This window comes from Neobacillus sp. DY30, from assembly GCF_030123065.1.
Lineage (GTDB): Bacteria > Bacillota > Bacilli > Bacillales > Cytobacillaceae > Neobacillus.
The window spans coordinates 295,722-309,192 of sequence record NZ_CP126093.1 but is presented as its reverse complement, the minus strand read 5'-3'; the positions used below and the strand labels follow the sequence as shown (position 1 = coordinate 309,192).

The 13,471-nt window shown below is 39.4% G+C and carries 11 protein-coding genes and 1 pseudogene; 6 read left to right on the top strand and 6 right to left on the bottom strand.

What is annotated here, in order from left to right; translation table 11 throughout:
- Window positions 1-8: 8 nt before the first annotated feature.
- Genes QNH29_RS01640 through QNH29_RS01625 form a run of 4 tightly spaced genes read right to left on the bottom strand, consistent with a single transcriptional unit; the run spans window position 9 to window position 2,573 of the window.
- On the bottom strand, window positions 9-1,184 hold the full coding sequence (locus QNH29_RS01640) for a cobalamin-independent methionine synthase II family protein (RefSeq protein WP_283863143.1): 1,176 nt from the start codon (window positions 1,182-1,184) through the stop codon (window positions 9-11).
- 13 nt (window positions 1,185-1,197) lie between these two features.
- Window positions 1,198-1,911, bottom strand: a complete 714-nt coding sequence (locus QNH29_RS01635) for a sulfurtransferase TusA family protein (protein WP_283863142.1) — start codon at window positions 1,909-1,911, stop codon at window positions 1,198-1,200.
- A 41-nt stretch (window positions 1,912-1,952) separates the two neighbouring features.
- Window positions 1,953-2,315, bottom strand: a complete 363-nt coding sequence (locus tag QNH29_RS01630) for a DsrE family protein (protein ID WP_283863141.1) — start codon at window positions 2,313-2,315, stop codon at window positions 1,953-1,955.
- A 42-nt stretch (window positions 2,316-2,357) separates the two neighbouring features.
- The gene (locus tag QNH29_RS01625) at window positions 2,358-2,573 is read right to left on the bottom strand and encodes a sulfurtransferase TusA family protein (protein ID WP_283863140.1); all 216 of its coding nucleotides are present in this window, start codon (window positions 2,571-2,573) and stop codon (window positions 2,358-2,360) included.
- A 389-nt stretch (window positions 2,574-2,962) separates the two neighbouring features.
- Here QNH29_RS01625 and QNH29_RS01620 point away from each other — a divergent pair, with 389 nt between their 5' ends.
- Complete coding sequence (locus QNH29_RS01620; protein WP_283863139.1) at window positions 2,963-4,423, top strand: alpha-amylase; 1,461 nt, start codon at window positions 2,963-2,965, stop codon at window positions 4,421-4,423.
- A gap of 98 nt (window positions 4,424-4,521) precedes the next feature.
- Here QNH29_RS01620 and QNH29_RS01615 read toward each other — a convergent pair whose 3' ends face one another.
- Window positions 4,522-5,307: an SDR family oxidoreductase gene (locus tag QNH29_RS01615; RefSeq protein WP_283863138.1), complete on the bottom strand. Its 786-nt coding sequence runs from the start codon at window positions 5,305-5,307 to the stop codon at window positions 4,522-4,524.
- Between the two features lie 178 nt (window positions 5,308-5,485).
- Between QNH29_RS01615 and QNH29_RS01610 the strand changes: the two are divergent.
- The 3 genes and pseudogenes from QNH29_RS01610 (at window position 5,486) to QNH29_RS01600 (ending at window position 9,843) form a co-directional block, all read left to right on the top strand.
- Window positions 5,486-7,493, top strand: a pseudogene (locus QNH29_RS01610) (catalase).
- A 409-nt stretch (window positions 7,494-7,902) separates the two neighbouring features.
- Complete coding sequence (locus QNH29_RS01605; RefSeq protein WP_283863137.1) at window positions 7,903-8,232, top strand: DUF1904 family protein; 330 nt, start codon at window positions 7,903-7,905, stop codon at window positions 8,230-8,232.
- Window positions 8,233-8,949: 717 nt separating this feature from the next.
- On the top strand, window positions 8,950-9,843 hold the full coding sequence (locus QNH29_RS01600; protein WP_283863136.1) for a YsnF/AvaK domain-containing protein: 894 nt from the start codon (window positions 8,950-8,952) through the stop codon (window positions 9,841-9,843).
- 160 nt (window positions 9,844-10,003) lie between these two features.
- Here the strand turns inward: QNH29_RS01600 and QNH29_RS01595 are convergent, their stop codons facing one another.
- Window positions 10,004-10,174, bottom strand: a complete 171-nt coding sequence (locus tag QNH29_RS01595) for a YczO family protein (RefSeq protein WP_283863135.1) — start codon at window positions 10,172-10,174, stop codon at window positions 10,004-10,006.
- A gap of 172 nt (window positions 10,175-10,346) precedes the next feature.
- On the opposite strand from QNH29_RS01595, the gene QNH29_RS01590 reads away from it, so the two are divergent.
- The gene (locus tag QNH29_RS01590; RefSeq protein ID WP_283863134.1) at window positions 10,347-11,396 is read left to right on the top strand and encodes an ATP-grasp domain-containing protein; all 1,050 of its coding nucleotides are present in this window, start codon (window positions 10,347-10,349) and stop codon (window positions 11,394-11,396) included.
- A 50-nt stretch (window positions 11,397-11,446) separates the two neighbouring features.
- Complete coding sequence (locus tag QNH29_RS01585; protein WP_283863133.1) at window positions 11,447-12,535, top strand: M20 family metallopeptidase; 1,089 nt, start codon at window positions 11,447-11,449, stop codon at window positions 12,533-12,535.
- Window positions 12,536-13,471: the final 936 nt, after the last annotated feature.

The window sequence follows — 13,471 nt, the reverse complement described above, 5'->3', positions numbered from 1 at the left end:
CATTCCTCCTAGGATTTAACGCTCACCATATCTCTTAATTTTTTTGCAGCTTCTACCATAGCTTTTAATTTCTGACAGGCAATTTCATCACTATTCATTGGGCGCTGTGCAAAGGTTCCAAAACCACAATCCGGATTTAAAAAAATTTTATCATCAGGTACGATCGCTCTTATCTCTTCTACTCGTGCGACAATATCCTCAACAGATTCAATTTCAGCGGTTCTTGGATTAATGACGCCAAACCCGATGGTTTTCCCCTCAATGCTGCGAATGGCCTCAATTTCTCCCGCTCTAGGTGTCGCGTATTCAAGTGCTAATTGATCAACATTTGCTTTTTCAAGATAAGGAATTAGTGGAAAATAAGGACCCTGCAGCAGGATTTCATCCTGTGTGCTCCAGTTCCCACGGCAAATATGAACGCCAATGGTTGTTCCTCTTCCAAGCATTCCAGCTGTAACTTGATTGATTAAATCTAAGGCAAACACTAACTCCTCTTCTGCGTCCGCTTTTGCTGTAAGTGCTCCACACATGAATGTCCGATTAGCATTCTTTTTCGTAAACACAACTTCTGTTAAAACAGGCTCATCAAATTGAACAAATTCAACTCCAGCTGCAATCAGGTTCTCTAATTCTTCACGCAGTACACGAACAATATCTACCGACAAATCCTCTTTGGCGGGATAAGAAACGCTAGATAGCCCCTCCACCCACATCGATCTTGTTAGCAAATAAGGGCCGGGTAAGGTCACTTTAACCGCTTTGTCCGTGTGTTGTTTTAAAAAGAGAAAGTCATTTAGCGCCAGTGGTTTTTTACGGCTGATCTTGCCGACAGCAGCGGGATTAGACATTGAAAAAGCCGGAACATCTAATGTTCCCAGAATCTCTTCAAAGCTAGATTTATCTTCTACATAATCTAGTAATTCAGAAACACTAAGCATGCGAACATTATTCAAATGTTCAGCGACAAAAGAAATATAATTATCCCGGCGCTGTTCACCATCGGAAACAATATCGATGCCTGCTTCCTCCTGCCATTTTAGGCATTGTAAAACCGCCTGATTTGCAACAACCTGGAATTCTTCCTCACTTATGCGACCCGCCCGTTTATCTCGCAAAGCTCTCAGGACTTCTTTGGAGCGAGGCCAACTGCCGATGACAGTAGTTGGAAATTTCAATAACACCATGTAAACAACCTCCTCAATATACAATCACAAATTGTATATTGATATTAATTGATGGTTTAAGAGTTTGATAGATTGGAGAACGTTCAAGCGTTTTGTTCCAAAGCTTTTCTAAATCTTCATCCGATTGAGGGGACGAGACATAAAAAGTCCCTGTAACTTCCTTAACTTTTGGGCTGCCGACATCCTCCATTTCCAGATGAAATAAAACATTATCCAATCCAGCCTTTAAGGAGACTTCTAATTGATCAATTTCTAGATTTCTTCTTGATGCAAGTGCCTTGAAACCTACCGTTAGATCTGAAGCAAGTGCCCCAATTAAGTAATCTATTGCGCTAGGGGCAGCAACTTTAGAACCAAAATCAGCAGGTTTTCCGACAACAAAAGTATGGTTTCTAGAACGAACTTTTGCAGATAACGTTCTTTCACCTTGTACACGAACATTCCATTTATACCCTTTCGCAGCTTCTAAGTCTGCCCCTAATTCTTCTTGTCGGGCGCCTTTTCTGATAAAGTATCTTATTGTATGATCCCCGGGTTCCGAACCTAGAAACTCATGATTAACCATCCTGCACCAAGCTGGCAAATCATCAGCAACCGTCCGCTCACGACTGCGAACCTCTAATACTTCCCCATCTAATAGGGGGTCCATTGCTTTTTTTATGATTAACAATAAACCTGAACCACAATCTAAGTCTCCACCATCACAAACTGCCTTTGGATTCTCCATAAAGTCACCTTTTCCTAAGCAAAATATGGCTGCTGTAAAGATTAATAGGTTATAGAAGCAGCGCCTTGAGTTAAGAATTCAACCACTTTCGCTCCACCAACAATTGTAGCGCCTTCAATTAAGTCTTCTTCGTTAAAATGACGTTTTTTGAAACATGGACTGCATACCCAAACACTTCCACCGGCTTCAATAAATTGGTCCATAAGTTGTTTTAATGGAGCAAATCCTTCTTCATGAATATCTTTTGCATAGCCTTTCGACCCAAGGTAAGCGCCTTCAACATTTAAAAAGACAACCGTTTCTTGACCTGATGCAACGGCAGCATTTGCAACCACAAAACCTACGGTCGCTTTATCTGAATCATTTTTTGCATTTGTTAAACTAACTAAGAATTTTCCTGACATCCTATTTCCTCCTAATAATTCATTGATATTTAAAAGACTAAATCAGCCTTTTTTAATAAAGTAATGACTAATTTTCCCATTATCGTCCCGCTGCAATAGATGATGTTTTTGCAATCGACACCATGCAGGTATATCTTCTCGTGCCCCAAGGTCATATGAGATAACCTCAATAATTTCTCCACTATTCATCTTTTTCATTGTTAAAAACAACTTCATAATTAATTCGCCACAGCCTGTTGGACCCGCATCATATGTCAATATTGGTATATATTGCTGTCCCATCTTTTTCGTTCCCTTCCAACTATAGTAATCCTATAAACTATTTGCTTTTTTCACCTTCTCAATAATTATAGGTAAGTTATTTTTCCAAAATAAACCTTTATTATCGATAAACCAAATCGTATTCAATCTATTTTTTAGATACAAGCGGTAAAAGGCTGATGCACCAACACAAAAAGGACTGATCCCTATTCAAAAGAAGCAGTCCTTAATTGTGAACACTTTTTTACAATTACTTGTTTTTAAGGGTTTTTAGTTGTTAGAGAAGGATTTTGTCCCAGCCTTATTTGCTTTTGGCAGGATTCGTTTATGATCAAACCGGGTAAGTATTGATATACCTATTGATGAATAGATGAGGAGGATAGAAAATGGAAGGAAACAACACAATCATGCAATTTTTCGAGTGGCATCTAGAGCCGGATGGAAGCCACTGGAGACGTCTAAAGGAGATAGCGCCAGAATTAAAGGAAAAAGGAATTACCTCTGTCTGGATACCACCAGTAACAAAAGCGGACTCACCTGATGATAATGGCTATGCTCCATATGATTTATACGATCTGGGTCAATTTAGCCAAAAAGATTCCATTCGGACAAAATATGGGACGAAACAAGAACTGATAGAAGCAATAATTGAGTGTCAAAATGCCGGCATTAAAGTATATGTAGATGTAGTGATGAACCATAAAGCAGGTGCTGACGAGACGGAATTAATTAAAGTTATTGAAGTGAACCAGGAGGACCGGACCGCAGAAATATCGGAACCCTTTGAAATTGAAGCTTGGACAAAATTTACATTTCCAGGACGTGAAGGAAAATATTCACCTTTTGAATGGAGGTATGAACATTTTACCGGAACGGATTATGATGAAAAGACGGGGAAATCAGGAATATTTAAAATCCTTGGCGATGACAAGGATTGGAGTAAACATGTGGATAATGAATTGGGGAACTATGATTATTTAATGCTTGCCGATATTGACTATGAACATCCTGAGGTAAAAAAAGAAATGATAGAATGGGGAAAATGGCTTGCGGATACCCTTAACTGCGATGGATACAGGCTTGATGCAATCAAGCACATTAATCACTACTTCATTCGCGAGTTTGTAGAGGAGATGCGTAAACACCGAGGAGATGATTTTTATTTTGTCGGAGAAGTCTGGAAAACTGAGCTTCATGCCTGTCAAAAATACCTTGACCATGTCGATTATCAAATAGATTTATTTGATGTTCCCTTGCATTATAATCTACATAAAGCCTCCATTGAAGGCAGTGATTTTGATTTAACCAGTATTTTCGAGGATACCCTTGTCAATTCCCATCCTCAAAATGCTGTTACCTTCGTTGATAATCATGACACTCAGCCCGAAGAATCCCTTGAATCGTGGGTTCAGGACTGGTTTAAGCCAAGTGCATACGCCCTGATACTCCTAAGAAAAGATGGAAATCCATGTCTATTCTATGGTGATTATTACGGAATTGGCGGTCCGAAGCCGGCAGAAGGAAAAAAAGAAATACTGGACTGCCTCCTCCTTGCCAGGTATGAAAAAGCATACGGAGAACAGCATGATTACTTCGACCATCCTAATACCATTGGCTGGGTTCGGCTGGGTGTGAAAGAACATAAGCACTCTGGTTGTGCAGTCGTCATTTCTAACGGAGAGGATGGCGAGAAAAGAATGTACGTTGGCGAAAGAAAGGCTGGAGAAACATGGGTAGACCTAACAAACTCAAGGCATGACGAAATTACCATCGAAGAAGATGGATATGCCACTTTCCCAGTTAACGGCGGCTGTGTTTCCGTTTGGGCTTACCAACCAAGCGAGTAAAGCAAACTATAAATGGGTAATTCAAGAAACCCTAAAAGGCAAAATGTCCACTGTACGTGGACATTTTGTGTGTTTTGTCTTTTTGTGGTGACAGGCACCTATAAAAGTGATTCCGCCCCGTCAATGTATATTTCGGTTCCTGTTATGTGGTTCGATTGATTGGATGCAAGGAATAGTACTAGATCGGCGACTTGTTCGGCTTTTCCTGGTTTGTGTTCTAATGGTTGGTTCCCCTCTGGGTATTCGATGGGGATTTCTACTTTTTTCAGTTTTTCTTTTTCTTTCCATGTGTTTTCATTGATGTTTGTTTCAATCGCTCCTGGGCAGATCATGTTGACTCTGATCCCATAGTTGGCAAGCTCAAGCGCTGCCATTTTACCAAAGCCCATCTGGCCGATTTTTGATGTACTGTAGGCGGACATACCAATATTTTTATAGATTCTGTTCCCATTAATGGAACTAGTAATAATGATACTTCCCCCATTCTCCTTTAAATGCGGGATTGCATATTTTACCGTTAAAAAGGTACTCGTTAAATTATTGGAAATCGTTAAGTCCCATTCTTCCGGCTCCAAGTCTTCTATAGGCGCCACTTCCCCATTAATCCCCGCGTTTGCAAAGACAACATCGAGTCTTCCCCACCGATCAATGGTTCTTTTGTAGCAGTTCTCTACTTCCTTCGGTTGAGAAACATTGGCTTCCAAGACCAGCGCTTCGCTTCCCATATCTTCGATTTGTTTTTTGACTTCTTCCACGTTTTCTTTATGCAAATCTACTAACGCAACTTTTCCTCCATTTTGAGCAAGCCTTAAAGCAGAAGCCCTTCCTATCCCTGATCCAGCCCCTGTAACAAAAGCAACCTGATTTTGAAGCAGATTTTCCACAGTAAAAAACCTCCTTAATGGTGATGTATATTACTATATCCACCATGGAGATTTTGAAACATAAAGAATATATTACTAGGTTTCACTTTCCTATAAAAAGGGTACCGAATGGAGAGTGTAGTTGCTTTACCTGCTCTTTCTTTATTTTGTGGTTACATATTTTCGTGAGGAGGACACTATGGAAAATAAGAAGGCTGTTCAATTAAGTAGCTTTACCATTAACAATGAAAAAACTGCTCCTTTAACAACCAACCAAGGGCTAAAAGTATCGGAAGATGAGTTTTCATTAAAGGCTGGATTAAGAGGGCCTACATTGATGGAGGATTTTCATTTTCGAGAAAAGATGACCCATTTTGACCATGAACGGATTCCTGAACGGGTTGTTCATGCCCGTGGCGTAGGTGCACATGGGATTTTTCAACTCTATGATTCTTTGGTTGAATATACAAAAGCTGACTTTCTCACTGACACCTCCAAAACCACGCCAGTTTTCGTTCGCTTCTCAACAGTACAGGGCTCGAGAGGCTCAAGCGATACGGTTCGTGACGTCCGAGGGTTTGCGACCAAATTTTATACGGATGAAGGTAACTTCGATTTAGTCGGTAACAATATGCCTGTTTTCTTTATTCAAGATGCTATTAAGTTCCCTGACTTTGTACATGCTCTTAAACCCGAACCACATACAGATATTCCACAAGGCGCTAGTGCTCACGATACGTTTTGGGACTTCATTGGCCAAAATCATGAATCCGCCCATATGGTCATGTGGGCCATGAGTGACCGTGCCATTCCACGCAGCCTTCGGATGATGGAGGGCTTTGGTGTGCACACCTTCAGACTGATTAATGCGGATGGCGAAGCGCATTTTGTCAAATTTCACTGGAAGCCTCTTCTTGGTGTACATTCGCTAGTGTGGGATGAAGCACAGAGGATTGCAGGTAAAAACCCTGACTTCCATCGCCAAGACTTGTATGAAGCGATTGAGAAAGGGGATTTTCCGGAATGGCAGTTAGGCCTGCAGATTATTCCTGAAAAAGATGAGTTCAACTTTGATTTTGACATTTTAGATCCGACAAAAATATGGCCAGAAGAAGAAGTCCCCGTAAAGATTGTGGGTAAAATGACCTTGAACCGTAATGTCAACAACTTCTTTGCCGAAACCGAACAAGTCGCTTTTCATCCCGGTCATGTAAGTGCCAGGGATTGATTTTTCAAACGATCCTCTCTTACAAGGACGTTTATTTTCCTATACGGATACACAGCTATCCCGCTTAGGAGGTCCAAATTTCCACCAGATTCCAATTAATCAACCTGTCTGTCCATTTCATAATAATCAGCGGGATGGAATGCATCAGATGGCGATCCATCAAGGACAAACAAGCTATCATAGGAACGGTTTAAATGCCAATCAGCCTGAACCGGCACCGGTTGAACTAGGAGGCTATGAATCCTATCAGGAAAAAATTGATGGGCGTAAAATTAGAGGCCGAAGTGAGAGTTTTCTAGATTTCTATTCTCAAGCGAAGTTATTCTACAACAGTTTAGCTCCATTTGAACAAAAGCACTTGAAGGATGCATTCAGCTTTGAGCTAGGAAAATGTAAATCAGAAATGGTTAAAAATAACGCGGTTGCTCTACTAAATCATATTGACCGGCAAGTGGCGGAAGAAGTCGCAGGCAATATTGGAGCAGAACTTCCTGAGGAAAATCTTGAAGTAAAATCGGATAAAAAGTCTCCTGCCCTTAGTATGGCAAATACAGTGAAGCAACCGTCTACTAAATGTACCGCCATTTTGTTAGATGGTAAACCCGATGATGAAAAATTAACCGATTGGATTCGAACACTGGCACAATATAATATAAATTATAGTATTGTTGCAAAAAGGCTGTATACGATTAGTCCCGTTCTAAAAGTAACAGATACGTTTGATACGGCAGATTCAAGTCTTTTTGATGCAGCAATTTTAATCAGTACAAGTTCCGAAGCCGATCCGTCTGTATTGGAATTCATTGAAACTACCTATAAACACTTTAAACCTTTGGCAATGGCCGTTGAAGATTACACTGCCCTGGAAAGATGTCGTGTGGTGTTAGATGCACCTGGTGTTTACGATTTAACCAAGGCTGAGATTCCTCAATTCGTAGAAGGAATTGCAAAGGGTCGTTTCTGGGAACGTAAATTATGAGCCAAAGCCCTGAAAATTAAAGCGGGCACTGACCCCAATCACAACGAATGACATCTGGTACAGGGCATGATGCTCAAATTATGGCTCGTATTTGTCCTACAGTTATGATAATCTCCCCCAGTAGCGATGGTATTAGCGGAAGCCAATGTATTGCTAGAGGTAGTTAATAAACTTGCATATAATCATAACGACTCTGTTAAGATTAATAAATTAACTTAAGAGAAAAATAATCCCCGCCTGTCAACTTGGTGGGGATTATTCGTTTCAAAAGCTTTCCATCTTCATTCGAATATACTTTTTCTATTCAAGGAGGCAACAGTCCAATAAGTTTTTGGAGCCTTATTTTTAATGTTTTGCAAAAACTAAGGCAAAATATTAAGAAGAAAAAATAACTCTGGAGGAATACAAGATGCCCCAATTAATTTTTAAAGGATTTTCACTAGATCAAGTAAAACAAATGAGTACCTCAATGGTAAATGAATTAGCCGAACTCTGTAAATGTGAGACAGATAATTTCACATTAGAGGTACCGCAAACCAGCTTTGTTTTTAATCAACTACAAGTTCAAGGATTTCCTTTCATTGAAGTGAAATGGTTTGAGCGTGGTCAAGAAATTCAAGATCAATTCGCAAACATTATCACAAAACACGTTCACTCAATGGGCATTCCTGAATTGGAAGTTGCATTTAGTGTATTTTTGGAATCTGCTTATTATTATAATGGCAAAAATTTCGCATGAACTTAATGACTCCACTTTGGGGTCTTTTTTTGGAATTTCTCTAAATAGATCACGAATCCCTACTTTAACAGTTACTTTCCATTGCGATTAGATGCAAGGATTTGTGTCATCCCCAGCATCATATCCTCCTTTTTAGTTATTGCTAGGGATCTTAAGCTGTAATTTTGATAAATGTTACCACCGTTTATTACTAGATCCTCTTCTCGACAATTTTCTCTCTACTAAGGAGGATTAAACACAGGTTGCATTAGGATTTAAGGCTTTTCTAATCAATCGTTTAGTTAAAACCGATTTAGCTAATTAAACGATTGATTGAATAGTAGATAAACCCTTTAGCAAAAGGACTTTTTGCCATTTTCAAGAGAATTAATTGTCGTATAAAAAATTCTGTTGTTAGGAATTAATTTAAAAACTGACAATAGAAACTAACGAACTACATATTCCTACAAAAAGGAACAAATTTTATACTAACTAATCAATTGATTAAATGTGTAGTAAATCCTTTTAAATCAGCTCTTTTCCTATTTTCTATAAAAATTTATTGTCGAGGAAATATCCTTTATTTTTATATAAATAAAACAATATTAACAGTTTTCCCCCCAAAAAATGAATCCTCTAAAAACTATGGAGAATTGATCACGCCGAAAAAATTGTTTCCACTAGTGTTAAACCGGGTAAGTATATCTTGTACGCATTATCAGCAAACAAAAAATAGAAATGGAGGCTATAACGATGAGTAAAACAGTTTTAGGAGTTTATCATTCCATTGATGAAGTAATTCAGGCCATTGACGTATTTCAAAACGAAGGATATTCCAGAAAAGACTTTTCGATTATTGCCAATACAGCAGATGTCCCTTCCACCATCGAAAATGAAACTGGGGTGGCTTCTCAGGAGATAGCCGCCACCAAGAATAATTCACCATCAGAAGAGCACGTAGGGTTCTTGGCAAGCTTGTTTACCCCATTTGTAGATAATACCGCCCGTGATGACGGCAGAAATACCTATTTTGATCATTTGATTGCTCAGGGTATTAGTGAAGCAGATGCATTAAAATACGAACAGGACATAAACTCAGGAATGATTCTGCTTCTTGCTGAAAAAAGACTAGAGAACGATAGTGCTGCCGCCGGTATCTCTACGGAAGACTTTGCTCGTAACCAAACAGGTCTTGATAATACTTTCGAAACAGATCAGCAACAATCACTAGAGCTGCGTGAAGAACAGTTGGATGTGAATAAACAGCGTGTTCAGACAGGCGAGGTAGAGGTGAAAAAAGATGTGGTTGAAGAACAGAAAACAGTAAATGTCCCAGTAACGAATGAAGAGGTCTATGTTGAGAGACGATCAGTCGACAATACTGATGCCTACACAACCACACCAATCGGCGATAATGAGACCATCCGCGTTCCTCTTGTTGAGGAGAAAGTAGAAGTGACGAAGAAACCCGTCGTTGCTGAAGAACTGGTAATTGGCAAGAAACAAGTCACGGAAACCCAACAGGTAACAGAAAATATTAAGCGTGAAGAAGCAAAAGTGACCAAAGAGGGCGATGCTTCCGTCAAAGAAAACACTACTGACAGCAATTGTGTGAATACTAATAGATTCTAATGGATGGAGTCTAAAGAGTTTATCTATTGGGTCAGTCCCCCTCAAAATCTGGGGGACTGACTTATTTTCCATATAAAAGACCTTCCAACAGTTTAGTAAACTGACGAAAGGCCTTCTATTTTTCTAATGTAGTTTACGCGGACAAATTTTTGTAAGTTTATCATTTATACTTACGTTCACTTTGTGAATCATCCTTAGTCTTAAATTTATCCCTTTCATCTTCCACCTCTATTTTCAAATCTTCTAACGGAATTTCATCAACAAATTCCTGACCTTCTAACTTTTCAGCTGCATTTTGTTTTTTCTCTTTTGGTGTATTGTCTTTACTCATATTTTTCACCTCAGATATATCGTTTTGTATTATATAACCTTTGATAATAGGCATTAAACATTTACACGTGATGAATTATTACAGAAAGCAGGGTTAAAATTTAGCATGGCGGGTAAATATTAGTATCTTGTTTTCTAATAAACTTATTTAAACACCGAGGAGTGGAATAAAATTGAATATCTTATTGACATCAACTGCAAGAAGAATAGACTTTGTAGGATTTTTTCAGGATGCTTTAAAAAATGCGGGTATCGACGGGAAAGTAATTACGGCTGATCCCGAATATAATGCCCCATCGCTCCAGGCAGGGGACGAAAACTATGTCATTCCACAGCAAACGGATTCTAATTATATTGAAACAATAGTGGAGATTTGTAAGAAACATCAGGTGAACTGTCTTGTTCCATTGAATGATTGGGAAGTGCCCCAAATATCTGCACACAAAAATGAACTGGAGAAATTAGGTATATCCGTATTTGCCCCGGATTTAAATATTGTCAAAAAGGTGCGGGACAAAGCAAAGTACCCGGAGCTGCTCGAACCGTTTGGTGTTAAGACTCCTCTTACCTACCTCAATGTTGAAGATGCGAAGATTGCATTGGAAAAACAAGAAGTATCCTTTCCATTAATCGTGAAACCCCGTAACGGTTCTGCCTCAATAGGTGTTGAAATTATCGATAATGTAGAGGATATGGAATTTGCCTATCAGCTTGTCGTTCGAAAGATAAAAGAAAGTCCATTGGATGGCGATACATCAAGGGAACCGGAGGACAATGTCATTATTCAGGAAGTAATTGTAGGTGATAAATTTAGTTTGGATATGTTTAACGATTTAAATGGCCGCTTTCTTACCTCATTCGCTCGAAAGCAATTAGGTATGAGGGGCGGAGATATCGACCGGTGCATTACGGTCAATATACCGGAATTAACAGAAATCGCACAGCGATTAAGTAAAGGTTTTGGCCATGTAGGCTACATGAACACGGATGTCTATTTCAATGGTACCGATTATTACATTATTGACATCAACCCCCGCTTTGGCGGCGGTTATGCTTTTACCCATTCAGCAGGAGCGGATATTCCTGCGGCAATCATTGCGCTAACCGCCGGTAAACAGGTACAAGAGGAATGGCTCCGTCAAAAATCTGATATCGAGCTAGCACGACATGATACTGTCGTTTCGATAAATAAACAAAAGGTGATGGAAGCACTTCAAGAGTAACATTGAAAGTAAAACGTTTGATTAAACTTAAAAAAAGGAGGATGGATAAAATGGGCGATCCAATCCCCTTACTAAAAGAACTCATAAAAATAGACAGCTCTACAAAAGCAGGTGCAAATGAAGCGATTGCCTATTGTGAACAATGGTTAACAGATCAAGGCCTCCCCGTAAAAAAAATACAGAATAATGGGTTTCACATGCTCGTTTGTGAAATAGGCCAAGGTGATCATACAGTTGTATTAAATGGACATATCGATGTCATTGAAGCGGAGGAAAGACAGTTCCAACCCTATATCAAAGATGGAAAAATGTATGGCCGCGGTACAGTGGATATGAAAGCAGGAGTGGCTGCTTTCATGGCGGTAGCAGCATATTTGAAAGACAGGGACTTAACTTCCATGGTCATGCTTCAAATCGTTCCAGACGAGGAGACTGGCGGCATTAACGGGACCAAATATTTAACAGAGAATGGCTATTTGGGTGATTTTATTATTTGTGGTGAACCAACAAATATGGGGATTGCCATCCAATCTAAAGGCGTGCTTCAGCTCGATATTACAGTCCAGGGGAAATCAGCCCATGGGAGTCGTCCATGGGAAGGTACGAATGCAATAACCAAAGCTATGAATCTCTTTGAAGAAATTTTAGAGCTTCCTTTTGCACAAGAAAGGTCCCCTATGTTTACTAAGCCATCTATCAATCTGGCGAAGATCCAAGGCGGAACCGTTTATAATAAGGTACCGGATTTATGTGAAATGTCCCTGGATATCAGATATCTGCCAGACCAGTCTCCAGAGGATATTGTTCATCAGATTCAGGCAATAACAGACGCTGCAGTAACAATTCATAATTGCAATAATCCGGTCAAAACAAAAGCAGACAATCCTTATGTAAAAGCATTGGGCGAATCAATTAAACGAATCACCCAGCTCGAAAAAGTAACGATATTCGGTCAGCATGGTTCCAACGATGGACAGTTTTTCAACAAGTACGGAGGTTCAGCCGTAGAATTCGGCCCCGTTGGCAGCGACTGGCATGGAGAGAACGAAATGGTTTTTATCGAATCGGTGAGGGAATATCAGGATGTGCTTGTGGATTTTATTTTGAACTTGGATGATTATCTAGAAACTCAACGATGATTATTTGATTAGGAACGGCCTGGTTACCCGAATTTTTGTGAGACGTTTATTGAAAACAGCTGGGCTAAATCCCGAACTAACAATAGAGATGAAGAAAGAGGCTTCCCATAAGTTCAAAGAACTCATGGGAAGCCTCTTATTAATAACCTTATTCAAGAAAATGTTAGCCTTTTGTTATCCTAGGCTCAAAAGATCCAAAAATCCCGTTTTTTATGGGATTGTAGGGACATGATTACATCATGCCGCCCGTAAGATGAGAGTGTATAACATCTTTAATGAGGTGTGATAAAATTGCGGTACATCAAGTTTTTTGCTAATTCTAATTGTAACATCTTTAACGAGAATTTACCGTTTTTCATGAGATTGCGTTAGCAAAATGTTAGCATTTTCAAACATATATTCTGTAATCGTTGGTCAATACTCCACAGTTAACTCGTATATGAGCTCTTTTAGAGTTAGTGCTAAATAGGACGCTCCTAATAACCTGCTCAACTGAACCTCTCCTCCTTTAATGAATCTTTTTAAAAAGGAACCTAGACACGGTCGTCAGACACAAGCAGCCCACCAATTGGTTCATGGTCCTGCACCTGTTATATAGAAATAAAATCGGAAAAAGGACAGGTTTTTATAAAAAATAAATTTGCTTGATGGAAATCAAAATGGAAGATGAGAGGACATAATATTTTAAGTACTCTAATGAAGAAATCTCTGGTATTGCTTGGGTCAACTTGAGCCTCTCCAAGTGTCATACTGAACCTATCCACACGTCAGGATGAACGGATTGGCTTGGCCATTTTGTGCTGATGCATGCACCATAAAACCCATAAGGTAACGGGATTTAATGAAAATGCATGTTACTAGCAATATATTTAAACACTTCACTTTGGTTTACTAGCAATGCACATCTTCATGTAATAAAAGACATAAAAAAAGAGG

Bases quoted from the DNA above. Each gene is read 5' to 3' on its own strand.
- QNH29_RS01640 (WP_283863143.1), bottom strand. From the start codon at position 1,184: ATGGTGTTATTGAAATTTCCAACTACTGTCATCGGCAGTTGGCCTCGC.
- QNH29_RS01635 (WP_283863142.1), bottom strand. From the start codon at position 1,911: ATGGAGAATCCAAAGGCAGTTTGTGATGGTGGAGACTTAGATTGTGGT.
- QNH29_RS01630 (WP_283863141.1), bottom strand. From the start codon at position 2,315: ATGTCAGGAAAATTCTTAGTTAGTTTAACAAATGCAAAAAATGATTCA.
- QNH29_RS01620 (WP_283863139.1), top strand. From the start codon at position 2,963: ATGGAAGGAAACAACACAATCATGCAATTTTTCGAGTGGCATCTAGAG.
- QNH29_RS01605 (WP_283863137.1), top strand. From the start codon at position 7,903: ATGCCCCAATTAATTTTTAAAGGATTTTCACTAGATCAAGTAAAACAA.
- QNH29_RS01600 (WP_283863136.1), top strand. From the start codon at position 8,950: ATGGAGGCTATAACGATGAGTAAAACAGTTTTAGGAGTTTATCATTCC.
- QNH29_RS01595 (WP_283863135.1), bottom strand. From the start codon at position 10,174: ATGAGTAAAGACAATACACCAAAAGAGAAAAAACAAAATGCAGCTGAA.
- QNH29_RS01585 (WP_283863133.1), top strand. From the start codon at position 11,447: ATGGGCGATCCAATCCCCTTACTAAAAGAACTCATAAAAATAGACAGC.